Origin of the sequence: Enterococcus sp. DIV0691, assembly GCF_051711145.1 — a bacterium.
In the GTDB taxonomy this organism is placed as follows: Bacteria; Bacillota; Bacilli; order Lactobacillales; family Enterococcaceae; genus Enterococcus_B; species Enterococcus_B hirae.
Window position 1 is genome coordinate 2,049,203 of the sequence record NZ_JBIOLY010000001.1, and the last position, 22,028, is coordinate 2,071,230.

Annotated in this window: 13 protein-coding genes; 3 read left to right on the forward strand and 10 right to left on the reverse strand. The window is 36.9% G+C overall.

All coding sequences use genetic code 11. The features are described from left to right. Positions 1-31 precede the first annotated feature (31 nt). The 4 genes from IGJ11_RS09440 to IGJ11_RS09455 all read right to left on the reverse strand — a co-directional run bounded on the left by IGJ11_RS09440 (position 32) and on the right by IGJ11_RS09455 (position 5,289). Positions 32-865 carry a hypothetical protein gene (locus tag IGJ11_RS09440; protein ID WP_438772532.1) on the reverse strand — a complete coding sequence of 278 codons (834 nt, stop codon included), beginning with the start codon at positions 863-865 and terminating at the stop codon, positions 32-34. A gap of 506 nt (positions 866-1,371) precedes the next feature. Then, positions 1,372-2,301, reverse strand: coding sequence for a thioredoxin-disulfide reductase (trxB, locus tag IGJ11_RS09445; protein ID WP_207431636.1), 930 nt, complete (start codon positions 2,299-2,301; stop codon positions 1,372-1,374). Between the two features lie 146 nt (positions 2,302-2,447). Continuing rightward, positions 2,448-3,881 (reverse strand): 6-phospho-beta-glucosidase, encoded by a 1,434-nt coding sequence (locus IGJ11_RS09450; RefSeq protein WP_010718537.1) that lies wholly within the window; start codon positions 3,879-3,881, stop codon positions 2,448-2,450. A 13-nt stretch (positions 3,882-3,894) separates the two neighbouring features. Further along, positions 3,895-5,289: a 6-phospho-beta-glucosidase gene (locus IGJ11_RS09455; protein ID WP_207431638.1), complete on the reverse strand. Its 1,395-nt coding sequence runs from the start codon at positions 5,287-5,289 to the stop codon at positions 3,895-3,897. Between the two features lie 220 nt (positions 5,290-5,509). Between IGJ11_RS09455 and IGJ11_RS09460 the strand changes: the two genes are divergently transcribed. Continuing rightward, positions 5,510-6,400, forward strand: coding sequence for a MurR/RpiR family transcriptional regulator (locus IGJ11_RS09460; RefSeq protein ID WP_207431640.1), 891 nt, complete (start codon positions 5,510-5,512; stop codon positions 6,398-6,400). A gap of 582 nt (positions 6,401-6,982) precedes the next feature. Here the strand turns inward: IGJ11_RS09460 and IGJ11_RS09465 are convergent. The 3 genes from IGJ11_RS09465 to IGJ11_RS09475 all read right to left on the reverse strand — a co-directional run bounded on the left by IGJ11_RS09465 (position 6,983) and on the right by IGJ11_RS09475 (position 10,910). Then, positions 6,983-8,761, reverse strand: coding sequence for an ABC transporter ATP-binding protein (locus IGJ11_RS09465; protein WP_010718540.1), 1,779 nt, complete (start codon positions 8,759-8,761; stop codon positions 6,983-6,985). After that, positions 8,751-10,511 (reverse strand): ABC transporter ATP-binding protein, encoded by a 1,761-nt coding sequence (locus IGJ11_RS09470; protein ID WP_207431644.1) that lies wholly within the window; start codon positions 10,509-10,511, stop codon positions 8,751-8,753. The genes IGJ11_RS09465 and IGJ11_RS09470 overlap by 11 nt, the downstream gene beginning before the upstream one ends. 174 nt (positions 10,512-10,685) lie before the next feature. After that, the gene (locus IGJ11_RS09475; protein ID WP_063627389.1) at positions 10,686-10,910 is read right to left on the reverse strand and encodes a YneF family protein; all 225 of its coding nucleotides are present in this window, start codon (positions 10,908-10,910) and stop codon (positions 10,686-10,688) included. 238 nt (positions 10,911-11,148) lie between these two features. On the opposite strand from IGJ11_RS09475, the gene IGJ11_RS09480 reads away from it, so the two are divergent. After that, on the forward strand, positions 11,149-12,726 hold the full coding sequence (locus IGJ11_RS09480) for an Nramp family divalent metal transporter (protein ID WP_010718543.1): 1,578 nt from the start codon (positions 11,149-11,151) through the stop codon (positions 12,724-12,726). A 256-nt stretch (positions 12,727-12,982) separates the two neighbouring features. Here the strand turns inward: IGJ11_RS09480 and IGJ11_RS09485 are convergent, their stop codons facing one another. Next, positions 12,983-13,882, reverse strand: coding sequence for a deoxyribonuclease IV (locus IGJ11_RS09485; RefSeq protein WP_207431646.1), 900 nt, complete (start codon positions 13,880-13,882; stop codon positions 12,983-12,985). A gap of 291 nt (positions 13,883-14,173) precedes the next feature. Between IGJ11_RS09485 and IGJ11_RS09490 the strand changes: the two genes are divergently transcribed. Next, positions 14,174-16,519, forward strand: coding sequence for a transglycosylase domain-containing protein (locus IGJ11_RS09490; protein WP_161651590.1), 2,346 nt, complete (start codon positions 14,174-14,176; stop codon positions 16,517-16,519). Between the two features lie 89 nt (positions 16,520-16,608). Here the strand turns inward: IGJ11_RS09490 and IGJ11_RS09495 are convergent, their stop codons facing one another. Further along, entirely contained in the window at positions 16,609-18,990 is a 2,382-nt protein-coding gene (locus IGJ11_RS09495) for a hypothetical protein (RefSeq protein WP_438772535.1), read from the reverse strand. A gap of 513 nt (positions 18,991-19,503) precedes the next feature. After that, a complete protein-coding gene (locus IGJ11_RS09500) occupies positions 19,504-21,966 on the reverse strand; it encodes a hypothetical protein (RefSeq protein WP_207431656.1) in 2,463 nt (820 codons plus the stop codon). Between the last annotated feature and the right edge of the window lie 62 nt (positions 21,967-22,028).

Here is a 22,028-nt window from a genome sequence, read left to right on the forward strand (position 1 = left end):
TTCTTTTCTTACACAAAAATCATGATTATCCTTATAACATTAAAACAGCATCTTTCTTTTGACGTTGCAATAAATCGTTGTGATCATCTGATTGACATTTTGTATTTTTTAAAATATCCAATAATGTTCTTTTTTTATTTGTTTGTCCTTCTTTCTTTTGCAAAGTTCCAAGATTATTCCAACTTTTCGGCTGGTATGCTTGCCAAACTTCTGGTTCCTGTTCCCAAGGGGCTTTTACTTTTTCTCCTTGAGAAATAAAAGTAACTTTTCCGCGTAATTTCTCCCAATTGCGGTAAACATAACGTAGTTCGCCAGAGGTTGTAGACTTTCTTCCCTCATCTTCAAAATTACATTTGGCTAGATAATCTTCGGTTAGAACAAGCTTAATATCTATTCCATCTAAGCAAAAATAAAGTTCCATATCTTGCTTTTCCATCACTATATCCAAACCAATTTTACAGCCTCTATCCACGTGCAAAAAATGTTCACGACGAGCTTTATTCTTAAGGACATCTTGATAGATAGTTTTTAATTCATTTTTCTGATTCATTTGAGTGCCACGAAAATAATTTTCCCATAATGGCCAGTGTTTCTTGCTTTCATCCACATAATTAAACCATTCTTTGGAAAACTTTGAAAAAGTTTCTTCAGAACACCAGATACTATCCTCTTTCGCCTTTAATCTAGTATTTTCTCTGTCTAATATATCCCTAATTTCGTTATTGTAATCATCAATAAAAATGGGAACATGATTTTTTTTTGCTTCCTCTTTTGCTTGTTCTAAATTTCCCAGTTTTTCTTCCGCTAGCTCTATTGCCTCATCTAGATCAACTGCAGAGTAACCTTGACTTCTCGCATACGCCACTCGTGCATTAGCTAATCCATAAATTAAAATAGTTTATTTTGTCATATTTCCCTCTCCTTTTCATTTATTTCTGACAACAATAGTCATTTTCTGGAAAGTCAGTTCCGGGAACAACGAGCCATTTCTATCGTTTGAATATGTGTCTCTTTTCTTTGACTGGAAGTGGCTAGCTTTTTATGTAGTTTACGAGTAGCCTCTGTTCCCATAGTTATTTCATCACCGAGTACTCTTTTTTCCTTGTCCTTCTCCTTTCCCTATTTCCATCAAAATGCCCGTTCATTGTATCACGTATGAATTTCACTCGGATGGTAAAAAATCCTATTTTCAAAAAAAAGAGTTCTCTCTTAATGATTGAAGTGCCAGTAACAAGCGATCGTAAAAAAACAATTCCTCTTTCCATGAATAAATTCTGTCCACAAAAGAGCTGAGGACAATGTTTGTCCTCAGCTCTTTAGTAGTATAAAAATGAATAGTATTCAAGAAGCTCTTCATCTCTTTTGATCACTTTACGCTTGTGTTGTTTCTTCTAATGATTCTAAATATTTATAAACTTGTTGACCAGCAATGCCGCCATCGCCGACTGCTGTCGTGATTTGTCGTAAATCTTTTTCACGAACATCCCCAATAGCGAACACACCAGGCATAGTCGTACGCATGTCTTGATCTGTTGGAATCCAACCAGCTGCATTAGTTAAACCAGCTTTTTTAAATGGTTCAGTCAATGGATCTAATCCTACGTAAATAAACACGCCATCTGCTGCTAAATCAACGGTTTCATTCGTTTTCACATTATGCGCTTTAACCCCAGTGACCACCATGTCATTACCAACGATTTCATCTGTGACAGTGTCCCAGACAAATGAAATCTTTTCGTTAGCGAATGCGCGATCTTGGATGATTTTTTGCGCACGTAATTCGTCTCTTCGATGAACGATCACGACTTCAGAAGCAAATTGCGTTAGGTAGATGGCTTCTTCTACCGCAGAATCGCCACCGCCGATCACGACTAAGCGTTTGTTTCGGAAAAAAGCACCGTCACATACTGCACAATAGGAAACACCTCGTCCAGCGTATTCTTCTTCTCCAGGAACACCTAACTTACGATGGATACAACCCGTTGCGATAATCACTGTTTTGGCTTTATAAGATTGATCTTCACAGATCACTTCTTTGTAATTTCCATGGTCTTTGATGTCTTGCACAATTCCATAGACATTTTCTGTTCCAAATTTAGTGACACCTTCATACATTTTATATGCAAGGTCAGGTCCCATGATGGAATCAAATCCAGGGTAATTTTCAACTTCAGCGGTGTTATTCATTTGTCCACCCGGTGCGCCTTGTTCAATCATAGCAACTGAAAGATTTGAACGTGACGCATATAACGCAGCAGTCATTCCAGCAGGTCCAGCACCAATCACGATAACATCATACATATGTACATTCCTCCATTATAAAAATCAAGTAAGCTTACTTTACAGCCTATAGAAAAAAAAGTCTATTGTTCTGCTTACTCTTTCCTCGAATAGATTTATTATACTCGAAAAATTAGTTTAAAAACAATAGACTTTTATTTGATTCACTATTCGTTACTTAAATCTTCCCCATTTGTTGCAATGACTTTTTTATACCAGTTGAACGATTTCTTCTTCGTCCGTTCCAATGTCCCATTCCCTTCGTTGTCACGGTCAACGTAGATGAACCCATAGCGTTTCTTCATTTCGCCTGTCCCAGCAGAGACAAGATCGATACAGCCCCAAGTCGTGTAGCCTAAGAGATCCACACCATCGAGCTCAACCGCATCTTTCATTGCTTGGATATGTTGTGCTAAATAATCGATCCGATAGTCGTCTTCTACATAGCCATTTTCATCTGGTGTATCAATCGCACCTAATCCATTTTCGACGATGAACAATGGCTTTTGATAACGATCATAAAGATCATTCATCGTGATACGTAACCCCAATGGATCAATTTGCCAGCCCCATTCACTGGCTGAAAGATAAGGATTTTTAGCCGATTCAAAAATATTACCAGCCGTTTGCTCTAATACTTTTGGATCAGTAGTAGCTACCCGGGAAGAGTAATAGGAGAATGAAATAAAATCAACGGTATGTTCTTTTAATATTTCTAAGTCAGTTGGTTCCATCTCGATTTTGATTCCATTACGTGCCATTTCTTTTAAGGCATAGGCGGGATAACTTCCCCTTGACTGGACATCAATAAAGAAATAGTTTTCCCGGTCCGCCTTTCTTGACGCCCAGACATCTTCAGGTTTACAAGTGTAAGGATAATTTGCGCCAGCTGCTAACATACAGCCAACTTTATTTTCTGGATCCACTTCATGAGCGATCTTTGTAGCGATTGCACTAGCAACTAATTCATGATGGGCTGCCTGGTATTTGATTTGTTCCACATCGTCCCCTTCTTCAAAATACAATCCAGCGCCCATAAATGGAGCATGTAAAATCATATTGATCTCGTTGAAGGTCAACCAGTATTTCACTAGTCCTTTGTAACGATTAAAAATGACATGGCAAAGTCTTTCATAAAACTCTATCAACTTTCGAGAACGCCAAGCACCATATTCTTTGACTAAATGCATCGGACAATCAAAATGAGTAATTGTCACTAACGGTTCGATTCCATATTTTTGACATTCTTTAAAGACATCTTCATAGAACTTCAACCCTTCTTCATTTGGTTCCTTTTCATCACCTTTTGGAAAAATACGACTCCACCCGATGGATAAACGATAAGTTTTAAATCCCATTTCCGCAAAAAGTGCAATATCCTCTTTGTAACGATGGTACATATCAATGGCTGTTTTTGCTGGATAAAAATGTTCCTCATCAAAGTCAAACATTTTTTGTTTCCCAGTAATCACTGAAAAACGATCTTTACCGATCGGAACAACATCAACATTAGCTAAACCACGTCCACCTTCAGCGTAGCCTCCTTCACATTGATTGGCAGCCGTTGCGCCACCCCATAAAAAGTCTTTCCTAAATGCCATCCTACTTCCTCCATTATTGTTTTTGATAAGTTTTTGTCAGGTTGTTTGCTATTTCATCTTGTACTTCGATCCCCTCTTCTTTTAAGCGGTGGATCGTTTCCTTAAATTGTGACAAATACGCTTCGTGAGCAACAAACAATTCATCCATGATCCGTTTCGCTGTTTCACCCGAACGTACTAAGGGATTGATCGTAAATGCTTGAAGCGCTGTGCCATAATCACCCGTCACTGCCGCTTCGATCGTCAATAATTCCATATTTTTCATGACTTGAAGCCAGCCACGTTCAGCTGGTGGCAAAGAACCGAAAGCAACGTTACGTGCCCCTTGTGCCCCGACATACGCTGTGACCTCCACGACACAATCAGCAGGCAGATCAGGAACAGCGCCGTCATTTTTTGTTGAAACAACGATTTGGGTTTCTTTATTGGCATAGATCGAAGCGATCGTTTCACAGGCAGCATCTGAATAATAAGCACCCCCACGTTGTTGTAACTGTTCTGGTTTATGGTCTAGTTCTGGGTCCTGATACAACTCAAATAATTCTGCTTCCGTTTTTTTAACTTGTTCTGCTCTTGTACCAATTGTTTGATATTCTTCTAAAGCATGGTTCAACATTTCTTCTTCACGATAATAATAGCGATGGTAGCCACAAGGAATCATTTGCATTTGTTGTAATTGTTCCTTGAAAAACGGCACATCGAATATATTTTTTGGTAAGCCATTATTTTCAGCATAAAGTCGGTCGATTAGCTCATTCGTTCGATCGTTCCCATGTGAATCTGCTACTTTATGCCAATGAAAGTGATTGAGTCCAGCAAATTTATAAATCAAGTTTTCTTTGGTTTCTCCCAGCATTTCTGGCTCTGTCATCATTGCCATAACTGGTACATTACAAAGCCCAATCACCTTTTCCCATTTTCCGTAGCGAACGACAGCTTCTGTAACCATTCCACTAGGATTGGCAAAATTGATCAGCCAAGCATCGGGACATAGTCTTTTCATATCTTCTACGATTGAAAGAATGACCGGAATGGTACGAAACGCTTTGAACATCCCGCCAGCTCCATTGGTTTCTTGTCCAAGCATGCCATAATATGCAGGGATTCGTTCATCTTTCACTCTGGCATCTAATTGACCTACCCGAAACTGAGTTGTTACAAAATCAGCATCTCGCAATGCTTCTTCTCGATCCAACGTCGCATAGATCTTAACATCATAAGGCGAAGCATCCCACATTCGTTGAGACATTTCACTGACGATTCTTAGTTTTTCTTGACCCTCTGCTACATCCACTAACCAGATTTCTTTAATCGGTAATTCTTCATATCGTTTAATAAACCCTTCCATCAATTCAGGGGTATAGCTACTTCCGCCACCAATTGTTGCAATCTTCACTTTTCGTTCCATGAGCTTCCTCCTTTTTTGTTTTTACAACTATATTATGTTTTTTGTAAACGAAAACAACAAGTTAACTTTATTCTTTTGCATTTCCATTTACAAAAATTCATTATATAGCCGATTATTTTGTGAAAATCTTGTATAAGAACAACAAACGATTGACGAATCAACAAATAGCGCTTACAATATTTTTACACAAAAAATTAAAAACATGTAAAAGAGGATCGTCATGCTATTAAAAGAAAAACTAAAAAAAATTGCTTTTTCTCCCGCAGAAACAGAAGTGATCCATTTTATTCAAAGCCATGAACATCAACTCAAAGAAGCAACAATTCAACAAATTGCGAAGGCATGTTATGTCCATCCTTCTACGTTGATTCGGATTGCCAAAAAGGCTGGGTTCAACGGTTGGGTCCATTTTAAGGAAGCTTTTTTGGCGGAAAACGAGTATTTGGAAGGAAATTTTCAAGAAGTTGATGCCAACCTCCCCTTTCTAGAAAACGATGGAATCATGTCTATTGCGAACAAAGTCGCTGCACTGGAACGAATGACGATTGAAGACACACTCTCATTGCTTCACCACGATGACTTACAACGAGCAAAACAGCTTTTATTGAAAGCAAAAAAAATCGTCCTTTTTTCTAGTAATTCGAATACTTTGATCTCGCAGGCTTTTATGTTGAAAATGAAGCGAATCAAACGAGACGTAACGATCGTGACGACTTCAGGCGAATCCTACTATGAAGCCTACAACTGTACGCCTGATACTTGCGCAATCTTAATTTCTTATACCGGCGAAAATAAAATGATGTTACGAACAGCCAAGATTTTGCAAGAAATCAATGTGCCGATTTTAACATTGACGAGTATTGGTGATTCCACTCTTTCTACTTTCAGCTCAGCTATCCTTCGTATCACTACCAGAGAACGATTGTATTCCAAAATCAGTAATTTTACGATCAATACTTCAATTTGTTACTTACTAGACGTACTATACAGCTGTATCTTTGCAGAGAAATATCAAAAAAACCTCAACCATTTAATCAAAATCGGACAAAAAGTAGACGATCGCCCAATCAGCTCCTCTATTATGGAAGAGCCTCCTGCAATTAAGGAATAAATTATCTCACACTTTTCAGATTCTTATGCATTTTCTCTTTTCACCATCTAGCTTGTTAAGTTAGTCGTGTCCAAAAAGAAAAACCTAAAAAATTTACCATGACAACATGGATATTTTTTAGGTTTTATTTGCTTAAATTTCATGTTTTTTTTCGTAGTTGTTAGCAGTTGGACTAGGCTCAGTAGCGCCTATTAGTCCACGTTCTCTTGCCTGACTAAAACTTGCTCCCCCCCCCTCACTCTCTTTGTTTCTTTGTTTTGATTCAATTGATGAGAGTTATTCCATTTTGGCAGCCACTACTTTTTTGAGCTCTTCTACGGTACTTTGGGATCATCAATCTTGTCGGCCATTAAGTCTACCAAAACTGCTTTTTGTTTTTCATTAAGTTCTGACAGACGATAAAATGTCTCCGCTAAGAAATGATCACTAAATAGTTATTTTATATCTGTTTTGTTTATTTCAAACGCTATTGTTCAAGGTACTCTACTTCTGATACTCAATAAAATTGTCTTTATTAAAAAAACAGAGAAAAAGAAGATGATTTCCTCTTTTTCTCTGTCTGATTACTTCTATTTGGAACAACTATTCACTTTGGAGTTTATACATATCAGCATACAGTCCTTCTTTTACTAGCAACTCCTGGTGGGTTCCTTGTTCAACGATTTTTCCTTTATCCAAGACAAGAATGAGTTCTGCATCTTTGATCGTTGATAAGCGGTGCGCAATCGCAATAGTGGTTCTTCCTTGACGCATCTTTGCTAATCCTTCTTGGATCAACCCTTCTGTCTCGGTATCAATATTGGCAGTTGCTTCATCTAAAACCAAGATTTTAGGGTCAGTAACAATGGTTCGTGCGAATGTGATCAATTGTCGTTGTCCACTAGAATAACTTGCGCCTCGCTCAATCACTTTTGAATGATACCCATTTGGTAATTCATTAATAAAGCGATCTGCTTGGACAAATTCTGCCGCTGCACGTATCTGTTCATCTGTGATCGCTGGATCCATCATACGTATATTTCCTGCAATATCCCCATAGAATAGAAAAGCATCTTGGAGAACTAACCCCATTTTTTTACGAAGTTCAGCAATCGGATATTCCCGAATATCACACCCGTCAATTAAAATCTGTCCTTCATAAAATTCATAAAAACGCATCAATACATTGATGATCGAACTTTTCCCACTGCCAGTATGACCGACTAATGCGACAGTTTCACCAGGATTGGCAACAAAAGAAATGTTGTTCAGCACTTTATTTTTTCCATCATAGGAAAAGCTGACATTACGAAATTCGATTTTCCCTTCAGTGATGGTTTTGTTTGCTCCTTCATGTTGCTGTGGTGCGTATTCTTCTGTGTCCATGATTTTTAAGATTCTGCTACCAGCGACGATTCCGTCAGTGAATATACTTAAGAAATCCATCATTTGGGACATCGGATTGAAGAACCCTTGGACATATGTGGTGAAAGCATAGATCAGTCCAACTTCCACTGGTGATTTTAAGGCATCTAAACCAAAAAGCGTCAGTGCCCAAGCAATGGCTAATGCATATAAAAAGCTGATAATCGGGCTCAATAACAGCGAATTGGTTTTGATCATAGCGTATCGTGTATTGAGATAATCCGTATTGACCGCTTCAAATTCGTTTGCTAACCGTTTTTCCTGCCGGAATTGCTGGATGATCCGCATCCCTGAAATGGATTCATTTAATTTAGTATTCAACTGACTTAACTTTTCTCGCATATTACGATAAATCCGAGAACTAAATTTTTGATAATACCAGATCACGACTCCTAGAACAGGTAAAAAAAGCAACAGCCATAAAGCAATGCGTCCGTTGATTTGAAACATTGCAATAAAGGAGGAAACTACTGCGAAAATGCCTGTCAATACCATCAGAAAAACATACCAAAATTCAAAAAGCGTTTCGGTGTCATTCGTGACTCTTGAGACAGTCGAGCCGGCTGGTGTCTGGTCAAAATATCTCATTCCCAATGTATGCAATTTTTCAAATAGTTTTATACGGATATATTGATAGGTTTTAAGCGAAGCATTGGAATACAAATACCATTGGAAAAACCAGATGATACTTTTGACGATGACCCCAAATAAATACAAACCTGCAAAAAATAGAATCACTTGTGTCGTAGCAGATTGTTTGGCTAAATATTCATCCATAAAGGTTTGAATGATTCGAGGTAATAGGACATTGATTACTGACAATCCCAAAGCAAACAGGATGGCAATGATGAAAGTCGCTTTAAAGGGTTTAGCAAAATGCAACAAGCGTTTAATGATTTGCTTTTGCTCTCGCAATGGAATGGATTTTGACCATTCGGATTGATAGTTATCTTCCATCATTTTCTCCCCTTTCAATTTTGGCTTCTAACTGTTGTTTTTCCCACATTTGTTTGTACCAACCACCTAAAGCCAATAGCTCGGCGTGACGGCCACGTTCAACGATCTGTCCTTTGTCAATGACGATGATTTCATCAGCATGCATCACACTGCTTAGTCGATGAGCGGCAATGATCGTGGTTTTACTTTGACGAATTTCTTTTAAATTTCGCAAAATTCTTTCTTCTGTTTTAGCATCCACTGCCGACAACGCATCGTCAAGGATCAATAACTCTGGATTTTGGATCAATGCTCTGGCAATCGAGATCCGCTGTTTTTGTCCACCAGATAAGGAAACACCCCGCTCACCAACTAATGTTTCATACCCCTTCGGTAATTCTTTGATCTCTTGGTTGATTGATGCTAACGAAGCAGCAGCTTCCACTTCTTCGTTAGATAACTTAGGATCAGAAAAACGGATATTCTCACGAATCGTCATTGAAAACAAAAAATGATCTTGTGGTACATAGCCAATAGAATGTAAAAGAGCATCTAAGGAATATTCTTTGATCGAACGACCACCAAATTTGATTTGTCCTTGATAGTCATCATATTCACGCATCAGCAACTTCATGATCGTGGTTTTTCCAGCACCAGTTTTACCAACAATTCCTAATGTATCCCCTTCTTTAATTGCAAACTTGATTTGTTCCAAGGCGGGTAATTCTTCTTTGGGATAATGGAATTGCGCGATCTCTACATTTAATTCTCCTTTTGCGGGTGTCTTCACTGCACCAATTTGTTCGACGATATGGGTCTTCTCATGTAAGAGTTCATTCACTCGGTCATAAGAAGCATTTCCTCTTTCCAGAACATTGAACAACCGACCAATAGCAAACATCGGCCAAACCAACATTCCAATGTAACTGATGAAGGAAACCATTTGTCCAATCGTGATCGTGCCATCTAGCACATATTTTCCACCCAAGATGATCGTTAAAACATAAGATAACCCAATGATCAGCGTGATAAACGGATCAAACAAAGCATCTAAAAAGTTGACACGTTTATTCTTGGTGATTGCCTGTTCGATTTTTTCTTGAAAATCTGCCAGATCTTCCTGCTCTTGCCCAAAGGTTTTGATTACTTTAATCCCAGTAATACTTTCTTGCGTTTTGTCGTTGATACTGGAAAAAGCTTCTTGTGATTCTCGAAAAGCATCATGTAGTTTTGACCCTAATATCCTTGAAGTAACAGCTAATAGCGGCAAAGGGATCAAAGCAAGTAAAGTCAAGCGCCAGTCAATGAAAAGGATCATGGCAATGATTGTGGTTCCCCCAGTAATGACCGAATCAGCAAATGTCAAGATGCCTGCTCCTGCCACATTTTGGATCGCATTTAAATCATTGGTCGCATGTGCCATTAAATCACCTGTACGATATTTTTGATAAAACATACTATCCATACGAGTGAAATGGATAAACAAACGCTGACGTAATTCCTTCTCTAACCTCGCTGCACTTCCCCAAATATTCACCCGCCAAATGAAACGAAAGAGATACTGTAAAATGGCAGATCCGATTAATACAGCGATCCAAAAGACGATAAATCGCATGGAGAGATTCTTATCTGCAATCTCATCGATGATGATCCCGATTACTTTAGGCGGAACTAACTGAACCAAGGCAACACATAATAAAGAAAAAACGCCGATCACATAGTGCTTCTTTTCTTGTTTAAAAAACCAACCCAACTTCCTAAAAATAGACATATTTTTCCTCCTTTTTAACTCCCATCAACCTCTTTTTCTCTTAAAAATTTAGTCAGTGTCACTCATTTTTCTCACTAACTACACAACCTTGTTTTTAATCGCTTCCATAAATCCATCTAACAAAAAAAGCGAGCTGAAATCAATCAGCCCGCTATGATTTGTCCAATGAAAAACCTATTTTTTCCCTTGGTTTTTCATTTGTTGCATCATCTGACGAATTTTCTTTTCAGATGGTTTTTGCCCCATTGACATCATCATTGATCGTAACATGTCCTCATTAACGGGAGGATTTTTTTCTAAATAATCTTTCATATATTTACGCGCAAAAAAGAATCCACCGATTGCGCCGATTAATAAAGCAATAACTGCGATAAGTACGACTATTCCTGTTGTTACCATATAAATCTCTCCTTTCTATTTCCGAATTGCTCTCAATGACTTATTTTACTAAAGTTTTCCCAAAAAAGAAAGGCGTTTTCTTTAGTTTTGGCTAAAAAGTTTATTTTACTGCTTTCCTATAACTTCGCCAAATAGAAGCTTAACCATATATTTTTTTTAGGCAAACCGAATAAATTGCTTTCAATTTTTTTGATGCAGGTGTAGAATGGTGTCGTGAAGAAAATGAGAGGTGATTTTTTTGAGTAATCAATTCCATAAACAAAAATTGATTGAACACACCAACGGCTTATCTTTAGCTGAAGTGAACGGAACAGTCAAAGTTCCTAAAGGGAAAAGTTTTTTTAAAACATTATTAGCTTATTCAGGTCCTGGCGCACTCGTTGCGGTAGGTTATATGGACCCAGGAAACTGGTCGACTTCTATTACAGGAGGTCAAAACTTTCAATATTTACTAATGTCAGTCATTCTTTTATCCAGCTTAGTCGCTATGCTCTTGCAATATATGGCAGCAAAACTAGGCATCGTTAGTCAAATGGATTTAGCCCAAGCCATCCGAGCCCGTACAAGTAAAACACTTGGTGTGATTTTGTGGGTGTTAACTGAATTGGCAATCATGGCAACCGATATTGCAGAAGTAATTGGGGCCGCCATTGCCCTTTATTTACTTTTTGATATTCCATTAGTAATTGCTGTATTTATTACTGTTTTTGATGTTTTTGTTTTATTGATGTTAACTAAGATTGGCTTTCGTAAAATTGAAGCGATCGTCGTTTGTTTGATCTTTGTCATTTTATTCGTTTTTGTCTACCAAGTGGCTTTGTCAAATCCCGACTGGAAACATTTATTTGCTGGCTTTGTTCCTAATAGCAAAACGTTTGCTGATTCACCGATGATCGGCGGCGAAACACCATTGACAGGTGCATTAGGAATCATTGGCGCAACTGTCATGCCTCATAATTTGTATCTCCATTCTGCAGTCTCACAAACGAGAGAAATCGATCGGAAAGACCCAACCGATATCGCTCGAGCTGTTCGTTTTACAACTTGGGATTCTAATATTCAATTAACTATGGCTTTTTTAGTCAATGCTTTACTTTTGATCATGGGCGTTGCAGTATTTAAAAATGGTTCTGTGCAAGACCCATCATTTTTTGGGCTTTACGAAGCATTGTCTAATCCTTCTGTTATGAGCAATGATGTATTGACCACTGTAGCAAAATCTGGCATTTTATCTACATTATTTGCTGTTGCCCTTTTAGCTTCTGGACAAAATTCTACGATTACTGGAACACTGACAGGACAAGTGATCATGGAAGGCTTTATCCACATGCGTATGCCGATTTGGTTACGTCGTTTGGTCACACGTCTCTTGTCTGTCATCCCTGTTTTACTCTGTGTCCTCTTTACCAGCACGAAAGGAACGATCGAAGAACATACTGCTTTGAATCATTTGATGAACGAATCTCAAGTATTCCTTGCATTTGCGCTTCCTTTTTCAATGATTCCATTATTGATGATGACAAATAGTGAAGTAGAGATGGGGAAACAATTTAAAAATAATCTATTCGTTAAATCTTTAGGCTGGATCTCCGTAATCAGTCTGACATTCTTGAATTTACGAGGATTACCCGGACAAATCGAAAGTTTCTTTGGTGATCAAGCAACTACCAATGAATTGATGTGGGCAGACAATGTGGCCTACTTGATTATCTTTGCTGTCTTAGCCTTATTGTGTTGGACGATCGTCGACTTGTATAAAGGGAACAAAAGATACGCAGAACGTTTGCAACAACTAACCGTTCAAGAAAATAACTAATAAAAAGTACCTGCTTCTATTGATATGACTAAAAAAGATGAGACAGATGTGTCTGATTTTAAAAAATAAGCCAAAGAATCCCGAAATAGTTACTCAGGGAAATTCTTCGGCTTATTTTAATTCGTATAACTACATTCAACAGCTTTAATGTTCATTTGTTGAAATGTCTTCGTGAAGAGATAAATCACGTTTTTTTCTACTAATATCAGTAGGTTTTGCACAAATCCTACAATCAAAACTTTAAGGTTTCATTTGTTTATTCATTCACTGCTGCTAATAATTCTGGGAAAGCTTCTGGATCAAAGTGTTTTTCTTTTAACATAGCAATTTCTTTTCCATATGGTGCATAGGCCGTTTTTTTCTCTTTCCCTACATAAGGGGTTTCTAAGATTTTGGCAATATCAGAAAACATCGGTTCATGTACGATTTCTTTCAGTGCATCAAAACCGATCGTACCGAAACCAATATTGGCATGACGATCCTTATGTGACCCTTGAGGATTCTTCGAGTCATTGATGTGTAACACTTTCAATCGATCCAAGCCGATTACTTTATCAAATTCTGTCATGACACCTGAAAAATCATGACACACGTCATAGCCTGCATCGTTCGTATGACAAGTATCAAATGTCACAGACAGTTTTTCATTCAAAGTCACGCCATCAATGATCTGCGCTAATTCTTCAAATGTCCGACCGACTTCCGTCCCTTTACCAGCCATTGTCTCTAAAGCAATTTGTGCAGTCTGTTCTTTCGTTAAAACTTCATTCAATCCTTCAATGATTTTGGCGATACCAACTGCGGCACCTGCACCGACATGGGCACCTGGATGCAAAGTGATCTGTGTTGCTCCTAAAGCCTCCGCTCGGACGATCTCTTCTCTTAAAAATTGAACCGCAAAAGGAAACATCTCCGGTTTAATCGTATTTCCCAAATTAATAATATAAGGTGCATGAACCACTATATCAGATAATCCATGTTCCTTCATATACGCTTTCCCCGCTTCGATATTCATGTCTTCAATTGCTTTACGTCTAGTATTTTGCGGTGCTCCAGTATAAATCATAAAGGTTGAAGCACCGTAACTTGCAGCTTCTTCTGCTGCCCCTAATAGCATTTTTTTCCCACTCATGCTTACGTGTGACCCTAATAACATAAAATTCTTCCTCTCCATGAAAAGTGAATCAATGATCGAAATCCTTATCAAGCCATATTCCATTCATTGATAATCACTCTAAATAAGCTAATCTTTTTCTATTTTAACTGAACATATAGGGAAAGAAAAGTTTACGACTCGAAAACGGTCTAATGCTTTAAGTTTCTCGTTCACTCTATCATTCATAAAAAGAAAGTTGAAATAATCCTTATAAAAATCACCATATCTGTTTTTTTGTTCCATTATTTGCTATAATTAGCGAAATAAAACTATTAGTTGAGGTGAACCCTTTTGCCACGTAAAGATACTCGGAAAAAGCAACATCGAAGGAAAAAGCAAAAATGGTTGGGATTAAACATCGCTTTTGGTGTCTTCCAATCATTGACTACTTTTATCGTCGTCCTTCTTCTGCTACTGGCAGCCCTTGGTGTTGGTATCGGAGCTGGTTATTTTGCCTATCTTGTTGAAGATACCGAAATACCATCCAAAGCAACCCTGCAATCAGAGCTTGGCAACATTACAGAAACATCTAAACTTGTTTATGCTGACAATTCTGAAATATCAAAGATCCAAACTGATTTAATGCGGACAGCCGTTCCTTCAGATCAAATTTCGCCTTTATTGAAAACTGCAATCATTAGTACTGAAGATGAGTATTTTGAGCGACATAACGGCTATGTACCAAAAGCTGTTTTGCGTGCTTTATTTTCTGAAGCAACTGGTATCGGTTCTTCCGGTGGTTCCACGTTGACTCAACAGTTAGTCAAACAACAAATCTTAACTGATGAAACAACATTCAAGCGAAAAGCAAATGAAATTTTATTAGCAGCACAAGTCGAGAAACACTTTTCCAAGAATGAAATTATTTCTATGTATCTAAATGTTTCTCCATTTGGTCGAAACAATAAAGGACAAAATATCGCTGGTGTACAAGAAGCAGCGAAAGGAATCTTTGGTGTTAATGCCAAAGATGTCAACTTACCACAAGCTGCCTTTATCGCAGGTTTGCCACAAAGTCCGATCACTTATAGTCCTTATACAAATACTGGGAGTTTAAAAGAAGACCTTTCAGCAGGATTGAATCGAAAAGATGTGGTTCTATTCAGCATGTATCGTGAAAATAAAATCACAAAACAACAATATGAAGAAGCGAAAGCTTATGATCTCACGAAAGATTTCTTACCACAACAGATTGCTGAACAAAGTGATCGTGAGTTTCTATATTATACCGTTATGGGTGAAGCCACAGAGATCATCACTAAACAATTAGCTGAAAAAGATGATGCAGATTTATCTGATAGTTCAGTCTATGATGCCTACTATCAAAAAGCACAACAAACGATCCAAAACAAAGGTTATACGATCCATTCAACGATCGATAAAAATGTTTATGCGGCAATGCAAGAAGCAGCAAAAAGTTATGGACATCTATTAGACGATGGCAAAGCCACACAAGTTGAGACAGGAAATGTCTTGATGGATAATAAAACTGGTCGTATCTATGGTTTTGTTGGTGGTAGAAATTATCTACAAAACCAAAATAATCATGCTTTTGACACCCAAAGACAAGCTGGGTCTTCGATTAAACCAGTACTCGTGTATGGTCCAGCCATCGATATGGGGCTTGTAGGATCAGAATCACGCGTTTCTGATTACGCAACTACCTGGCAAGAAGGAAGTAACGCAGGAGAAAAAATCGTCAATGCAACGAATGAAGGTTCTAATACCTTCCAAACGATTCGAGAGTCTTTGGAATGGTCTAACAATATCCCTGCCTATCATTTATATCAGGATGTTTTAGAAAATGGTGGTTCTAAACAATATGCTTATGAAAATTACTTGGCAAAAATGAATTATCCAACCAACGATAATTGGGGCGTTGAGTCTGCACCTTTGGGAACCGTTGATGTAACGACTTTGGAACAAACCAATGGCTTCCAAGCTTTAGCTAATGGCGGGGTCTATCAAGAAGGTTATTTGATTGATTCAATTACTGATAACTCAGGAAAAGTCATCTACAAACATGAGGAAAAACCTGTAAGAGTGTATTCTGAAGCTACAGCATCAATTATGAATGATATGATGCGTAGTGTAATCACTGCGAAAATCACGACACCTTTTAAAGATGATATTACTGCTTTAAATCATGAACTGGGACAAGCGGATTGGATCGGCAAAACAGGTTCAACAAATGACTACCGTGATTCTTGGCTGATTGTTTCAACGCCATCTATTACGATCAGTAGTTGGGCAGGTCACGATGACAACACTGGAATGGACTCAAGAGCCCGATTACGTTCTTCTAGCTATTTAGCCAATCTCATTAATCAAGTATACCAAGCAAATCCAGCGATGTTCGGGACAAAGGATAAATTTGAATTATCTTCTGATGTCTCCAAGAAAAAAGTAGCATCCTTTACAGGACAACTTCCTGGTAAAGTTACTGTTGATAAGAAAACCATCGAAACACCAAGTCAGACAGTTGAATCGCTTTGGGCAAAAAATGGTCCAAAAAAATCAACATTCAAGTTTGGTGTCGGTGGAACGGATGAAAACTATAAAAATTATTGGGGTACTGCTTCAGCCTTTGCTCGAGCGCATCCAGCAAAAAAAGAAAATGATAAAGAAAAAGAATAACTCAGATTTTGTCAAATAATATTGATGAAACGCACCAACATTATTTGACAAAGGACCTAAAAAACAGTCGCCAATTATGGCGACTGTTTTTATCTTGTTAATTTTTCAGTAGCGCCCATACGCTTTTTTTCTTGCTGTTTGACTAAGTTCATTGCTTTATTCCTTTTTTGATCCACTGTTTGCTGTTGATGAGTATTTTTATCTGTAGTCGGTGAATATTTAGACTGATTTAGATCATTGGTAGCAGATTTGCTTTTTTCTTTTTCATGTGTGACTGGTTCCCATACCCCAATTTCAAACCACAGCGGGTTCGTTTCACTTGATTTCTTTAGGTTATCTGACTGTCGGTCATTTCCATTGATATTCATCGAGGGCTCAGCTTTTTCTAAATATAGGCTGGTTCCTTCTTTGAATTTAGGAGCAGTCAAGCTTTTAAAGGTGCTAGGGTTAAAACTATTTAGATCATTGGTAGCAGGTTTGCTTTTTTCTTTTTCATGTATGACTGGTTCCCATACCCCAATTTCAAACCACAGCGGGTTCGTTTCACTTGATTTCTTTAGGTTATCTGACTGTCGGTCATTTCCATTGATATTCATCGAGGGCTCAGCTTTTTCTAAATATAGGCTGGTTCCTTCTTTGAATTTAGGAGCAGTCAAGCTTTTAAAGGTGCTAGGGTTAAAACTATTTAGATCATTGGTAGCAAGGTTGCTTTTTTCTTTTTCATGTGTGACTGGTTCCCATACCCCAATTTCAAACCACAGCGGGTTCGTTTCACTTGATTTCTTTAGGTTATCTGACTGTTGGTCATTTCCATTGATATTCAATGAGGGCTCAGCTTTTTCTAAAGGTAGGCTTGCATCATCTTTGTCTTTTCCTTTAAAGTCACCTGATTGCCGGTTATCCCCTTCTTTGACAGTCATCACTTGCTTACTTTCGATTTCCCTACAATAATCGCTATTGTTTTCTCTATTTGGCTCTTCAGGACTTTGCATTTTACTTTCATCTTTATTCCAATTGGTTCTTTCGCTACTGTTCGTTTGTACTTCTATCCATACTTGTGGGTCATGCTGTTTTTGTTTCTCTTCTTCCAAACGTATGCTGTCACCCCTTTTTTGATTACGTTCCTTTGAAGCTTCACGTCTTTTTCTCCATTTGTTGACAGGATCTAATAACTCAATAGATTGATTGTTTTGAAATTGGAAGACTGTATCATTTTCCATGCTTTTTTTCAAAATATCGTTAAAATTGTCTCTAAACCGTCCATATATTTGACTTACTTTCCTACTGATGCTAACTAAAATAGCATCGATTTTACTGTCAGACAATTCACTTTTTTTCAAAGTAGAAAGATATTCAAAAGAATAACTCTCCGTATGTAAACCTATATGTTTTGCTAAGATATAACCAATCGCTTCTGATTTAAAATATTCTAATTGGTCTGGATAATCGGTACTAGTCCCTCTTGTCTTATGTATGGCTGAACGCATAAAGTTACTCAATGTTTGTTTATCATTCATCCCTGACTTAATCTCGATTGGCATACTTGTAAATTGGTTAATACTTTGGAACAAAATTTGGTAGAGAGATGAATCAACTGTTTGATTCCCTACATAGTATGCTGGTCTGGGTATTTCTTGCTTTTCCGCTAATTCACTAACATCGAAAACCTGTACTAGAAAAGAAGCTGTTAGTTTACTTTTTGTTTCTTTGTCGAAACGTACTTCTGTATGGTCTCTATAAAGTGCCTCTGGACCCAGTTTTAATTTTTTTTCTAGTTTCTTCCATTCCTGAGCCTCGAGAGCCAATTGGACATCTGGTTTTTGGGCGATCAGGTTTTGGGTTATTTTTGAGTGTTGCCAAGGAAGATGCGCTGTAACAGATAAAAACTTAATAAAATTATCCTCTTCTAGAAAAGTTGAAAGTTGTTTTTTTCGATACGTTTCAATCCCTTCCCTATCCCCCCGTTTATTCAAGCTTTGTATACTTTTATCGTCTATTCCCTCATTAAACCTAAGATTTAGTATATATTCAACTCCTTCTGGAAATAAGTCAATTGAGTTAACCAACTTATTACCACGTTCATTAATATGATGTGCCATACTTACAAAATAATAAAATTTTTCTATGATCTTTTCTTTATTTTCTTCTATAAACGGACGATATAATTCCATTCCCGGATCCTTAGTTACTATTACCAGTGAAGAATCAAGATACAAGGAATGATTAAAAACAAAACCTGGAGTACAGCGACGATTGTTCTTGTACTTCTCTTCCATTACTGGCAATGGATATACAAACTCTGTAAAAATTTTCTCTGTAAAAGATTTAATAGGAATATACCAATTTCTCCTATTTCTTTCCAATGCAAGATATGTCCTATTTAAATTTTCTAATGTTATTTCTTTGTACTTTGAAGTTTTTAACTCATCGTAAACATCAGGAAGCAGTTTCACAAAATAAATATCTGACATTTATAACTTCTCCTTACAATTTAGATTTTCTCTTCTGATAGAGATTCCATTTCATTATACGGAATAAAAAGCTAAAATTTGTCCAAGTTTTTACAAAAAAAATAAATAGTTGTTCTTGTTAACTAGCTAAAAGCTTCAACGAATGTTTACTTATTTCAATCACTAAATCTTTTTTAGAAGTTAAAACGAGAGTGGGACAATAGTTCTTTCTCAATCGTTGGCGATTTGGAAATTATAACCTGGTTTGCGCTGTCCATTTCGCATATAACCGTCTTTCATCCACATAAAGGTGGTAACAGTTAATGTTCTACATTTCGTGGTAAAGTTGTTTGGCTGATGGTATAATTTTTAAACATAAAGCACACTCCTTTGATTTTTGTTTAAGCACTTTAATCATACAAGGTTGTGCTTTTTATGTACCTTAAAATCAAAAAAATGGGGAAATAATCAGATTTTTTTCTGACTATTGTCCCACTCTCGTTTTTATCTGGTTATGGTTTTAAAGAAGCTTTTTTATCTTGCCACTGTTCTACGCCCGGATACTCCATTTTTTTTCTGCCGATTGTTTTTATTTGCTTTTTCCTGAGCTATCCTTTGCCATTGCGGAATGAATTTATCTGTAGTCAATGAATTTAGACTGTTAGTATCTACTTTTTCTAAAGTGCTTTTGTTGCTTTTGCTGCTTTTGCTGCTTTTTTTACTTCCTTTTTTTGTAACTGTTTCCCAAGTCATTTCTTCCGGCTCATTTTGATCCGTTTGATGATCTGTCTGCTGATCTTTTCCATTAATAGTCGTCGAAAGTTTAGATTCAGTTCGGTTGGTATCCTCAGCTTTTTTCAAAGATAGGCTTTCACCTTCTTTGGCTTTCATGTCAAACAAGCTTGCAAAGGTTCTAGGGGTAGAAGATTCTTGATGCTCTGTCTGCGGGTTAATTCTATTAATAGTCGTCCAATGTTCAGCTTCATTTCGATTGGTATCCTCAGCTTTACTCAAAGGTAGACTTGCACCTTCTTTGGCTTTAAGGATAATCGATCCTTCAAAAGTTCTAAGTTTAGAACTCTTTAAATCATTGGTAACAACATTTTCTGAAGTACTTGTGTTACTTCCTTTACTTGTGTCTTTTTCCAAAGTTCCTTTCTCAAACCATTGTTGATTCGCTTCTCCGTATTTCTCTAGATTATCTAGCTGATTATTTCTTTCTGTGCTTGAGTTCTCTTTCCAAGATCTCTCTTTAACTTCTTGTTGCTTAGTACCATTTGATCCTTTAATATGAACTGTCTGTTGCTCATTTCCCTTAATATCCATCGAGAGTTCAGTTTTTTTTATGCTGGCACCCTCAGCTTTTTCCAAGGATATTTTGACTTCAGGTCTAATCAATCCTTTAGAGTCGCCTGATAGCTGGTGGTTCCCTTCTTTGACTTTCCTCACGTGTTTACTTTCGATTTCCCACCAATACTCGCTATTATTTTCGCTATTTTGCCCTTCAGAATTTTGTATTTTACTCTCATATATATTCGGATGGATTCTTTTACTCTTTTTAGTTTTAACTTCTGTCCAAGTTTGTGGATCACGCTGCTGTTTTTCTCCTACTTTCAAACGTTTGTCGCTAAACTTTTTTTTACTATTTTCAATCAAAGCTTCACGTCTTTTTTTCCCTTTATTGACGGGGTCTAATATCTCTATAGATTGATTGTTTTGAAGTTGGGTAACTTTATTCTTTTCGTTACTTTTATTCAAAATAATATTAAATTTTTCTCTAAAGTCATTATATGTTTTATTTACTTCTGAACTAATGCTCTCTAAAATATTATCTATTGTAGTTTCAGACAATTTATTCTGCCTCAAAGTAGAAAGATATTCAAAAGAATAACTCTCCGTAGATAATCCTAAATGTTTTGCTAAGGTATAACCGACCGCTTCTGATTTAAAATATTCTAAATGGTCTTGATCACCGATACTAGTCCATCTTCTCTTATGTATGGCTGAACGCAATAAGATACTCAATTTTTCTTTATCATTCATTCCCGATTGTATCTCGATTGACCTACTTGTAAGTCCTCTGATACTTTGGAATAAAATTTTATAGAGAAATGAATCAACTGTTTGATCTCCTACGTAGTAAGCAGGTCTAGGTATTTCTTGATTTTCCTTTAATTCACTAACATCAAAAACCTGTACTTGAAAATAATCTGTTGGTTTAGAGTTTGTTTTTTTTTTGAAAACTTCTCCTGTATATGCTCTAAGGAGGGATTCCGGACACAGATTTAGTTTTTTTTCAAGTTTCTTCCATTCCCAAGCCTGAAGAGCCAATTGGACGTCTGGTTTTTGGGCGATCAAGATTTGGATTATGCTTGAATCTTGCCAAGGAAGATGAGATTTAACAGATAAAAACTTAATAAAATAATCTTCTTCTAGAAAATTTGGAAGTTGTTTTTCTCGATATGCTTCAATCCCTTTTATATCACCTCGTTTGCTCAAATTTTGTATACTTTTATCACTTATTCCCTCATTAAACTTAAGATTGCATATTTCCTCTATTTCTTTTAGAAATAATTCAAGCGTTCCGGTCTTCTTATCGTATACACAATGATTATAATATCCTCTTAGATAATGATAAAAAGCGTCCTTAATTTTTTCCAAATTTTTTTCTATAAACGGTAGGTATAAATCAGCTATCTCTTCACTTTTTATCTTTACTTCTATTACATATGAAGAGGAAAGATTTAAGGACTGATAGAAAACTAATCCCGGAGAAACAAGATGAGGGTCCTCCTCCAATATTGGCAAAAAAAATACAGAATCTGGATGTTTTGTACTTGTATAAGCTTTAAAAGGAATATACCAATTTCTTTCATTTTGTTCGAACGCAAGATACATTCTTGTTTCTTTATTTAATATCCTATTTTTAGTTTCCTTTGAAGTTATTAAATCATTGTAAACTTCAGGGCGTAGTTTTACAAAATAAAAATCTGACATATACAGTAACTCCTGGCATTTTAGATTTTCTCTTCTGATAGAGATTCCATTTCATTATACGG

What these genes read in the sequence shown, in the direction of transcription:
- IGJ11_RS09470 (WP_207431644.1), bottom strand. Translation starts at nt 10,511, where the DNA reads ATGTCTATTTTTAGGAAGTTGGGTTGGTTTTTTAAACAAGAAAAGAAG.
- IGJ11_RS09500 (WP_207431656.1), bottom strand. Translation starts at nt 21,966, where the DNA reads ATGTCAGATTTTTATTTTGTAAAACTACGCCCTGAAGTTTACAATGAT.
- IGJ11_RS09485 (WP_207431646.1), bottom strand. Translation starts at nt 13,882, where the DNA reads ATGTTATTAGGGTCACACGTAAGCATGAGTGGGAAAAAAATGCTATTA.
- IGJ11_RS09460 (WP_207431640.1), top strand. Translation starts at nt 5,510, where the DNA reads ATGCTATTAAAAGAAAAACTAAAAAAAATTGCTTTTTCTCCCGCAGAA.
- IGJ11_RS09495 (WP_438772535.1), bottom strand. Translation starts at nt 18,990, where the DNA reads ATGTCAGATATTTATTTTGTGAAACTGCTTCCTGATGTTTACGATGAG.
- trxB (WP_207431636.1), bottom strand. Translation starts at nt 2,301, where the DNA reads ATGTATGATGTTATCGTGATTGGTGCTGGACCTGCTGGAATGACTGCT.
- IGJ11_RS09455 (WP_207431638.1), bottom strand. Translation starts at nt 5,289, where the DNA reads ATGGAACGAAAAGTGAAGATTGCAACAATTGGTGGCGGAAGTAGCTAT.
- IGJ11_RS09465 (WP_010718540.1), bottom strand. Translation starts at nt 8,761, where the DNA reads ATGGAAGATAACTATCAATCCGAATGGTCAAAATCCATTCCATTGCGA.
- IGJ11_RS09475 (WP_063627389.1), bottom strand. Translation starts at nt 10,910, where the DNA reads ATGGTAACAACAGGAATAGTCGTACTTATCGCAGTTATTGCTTTATTA.
- IGJ11_RS09450 (WP_010718537.1), bottom strand. Translation starts at nt 3,881, where the DNA reads ATGGCATTTAGGAAAGACTTTTTATGGGGTGGCGCAACGGCTGCCAAT.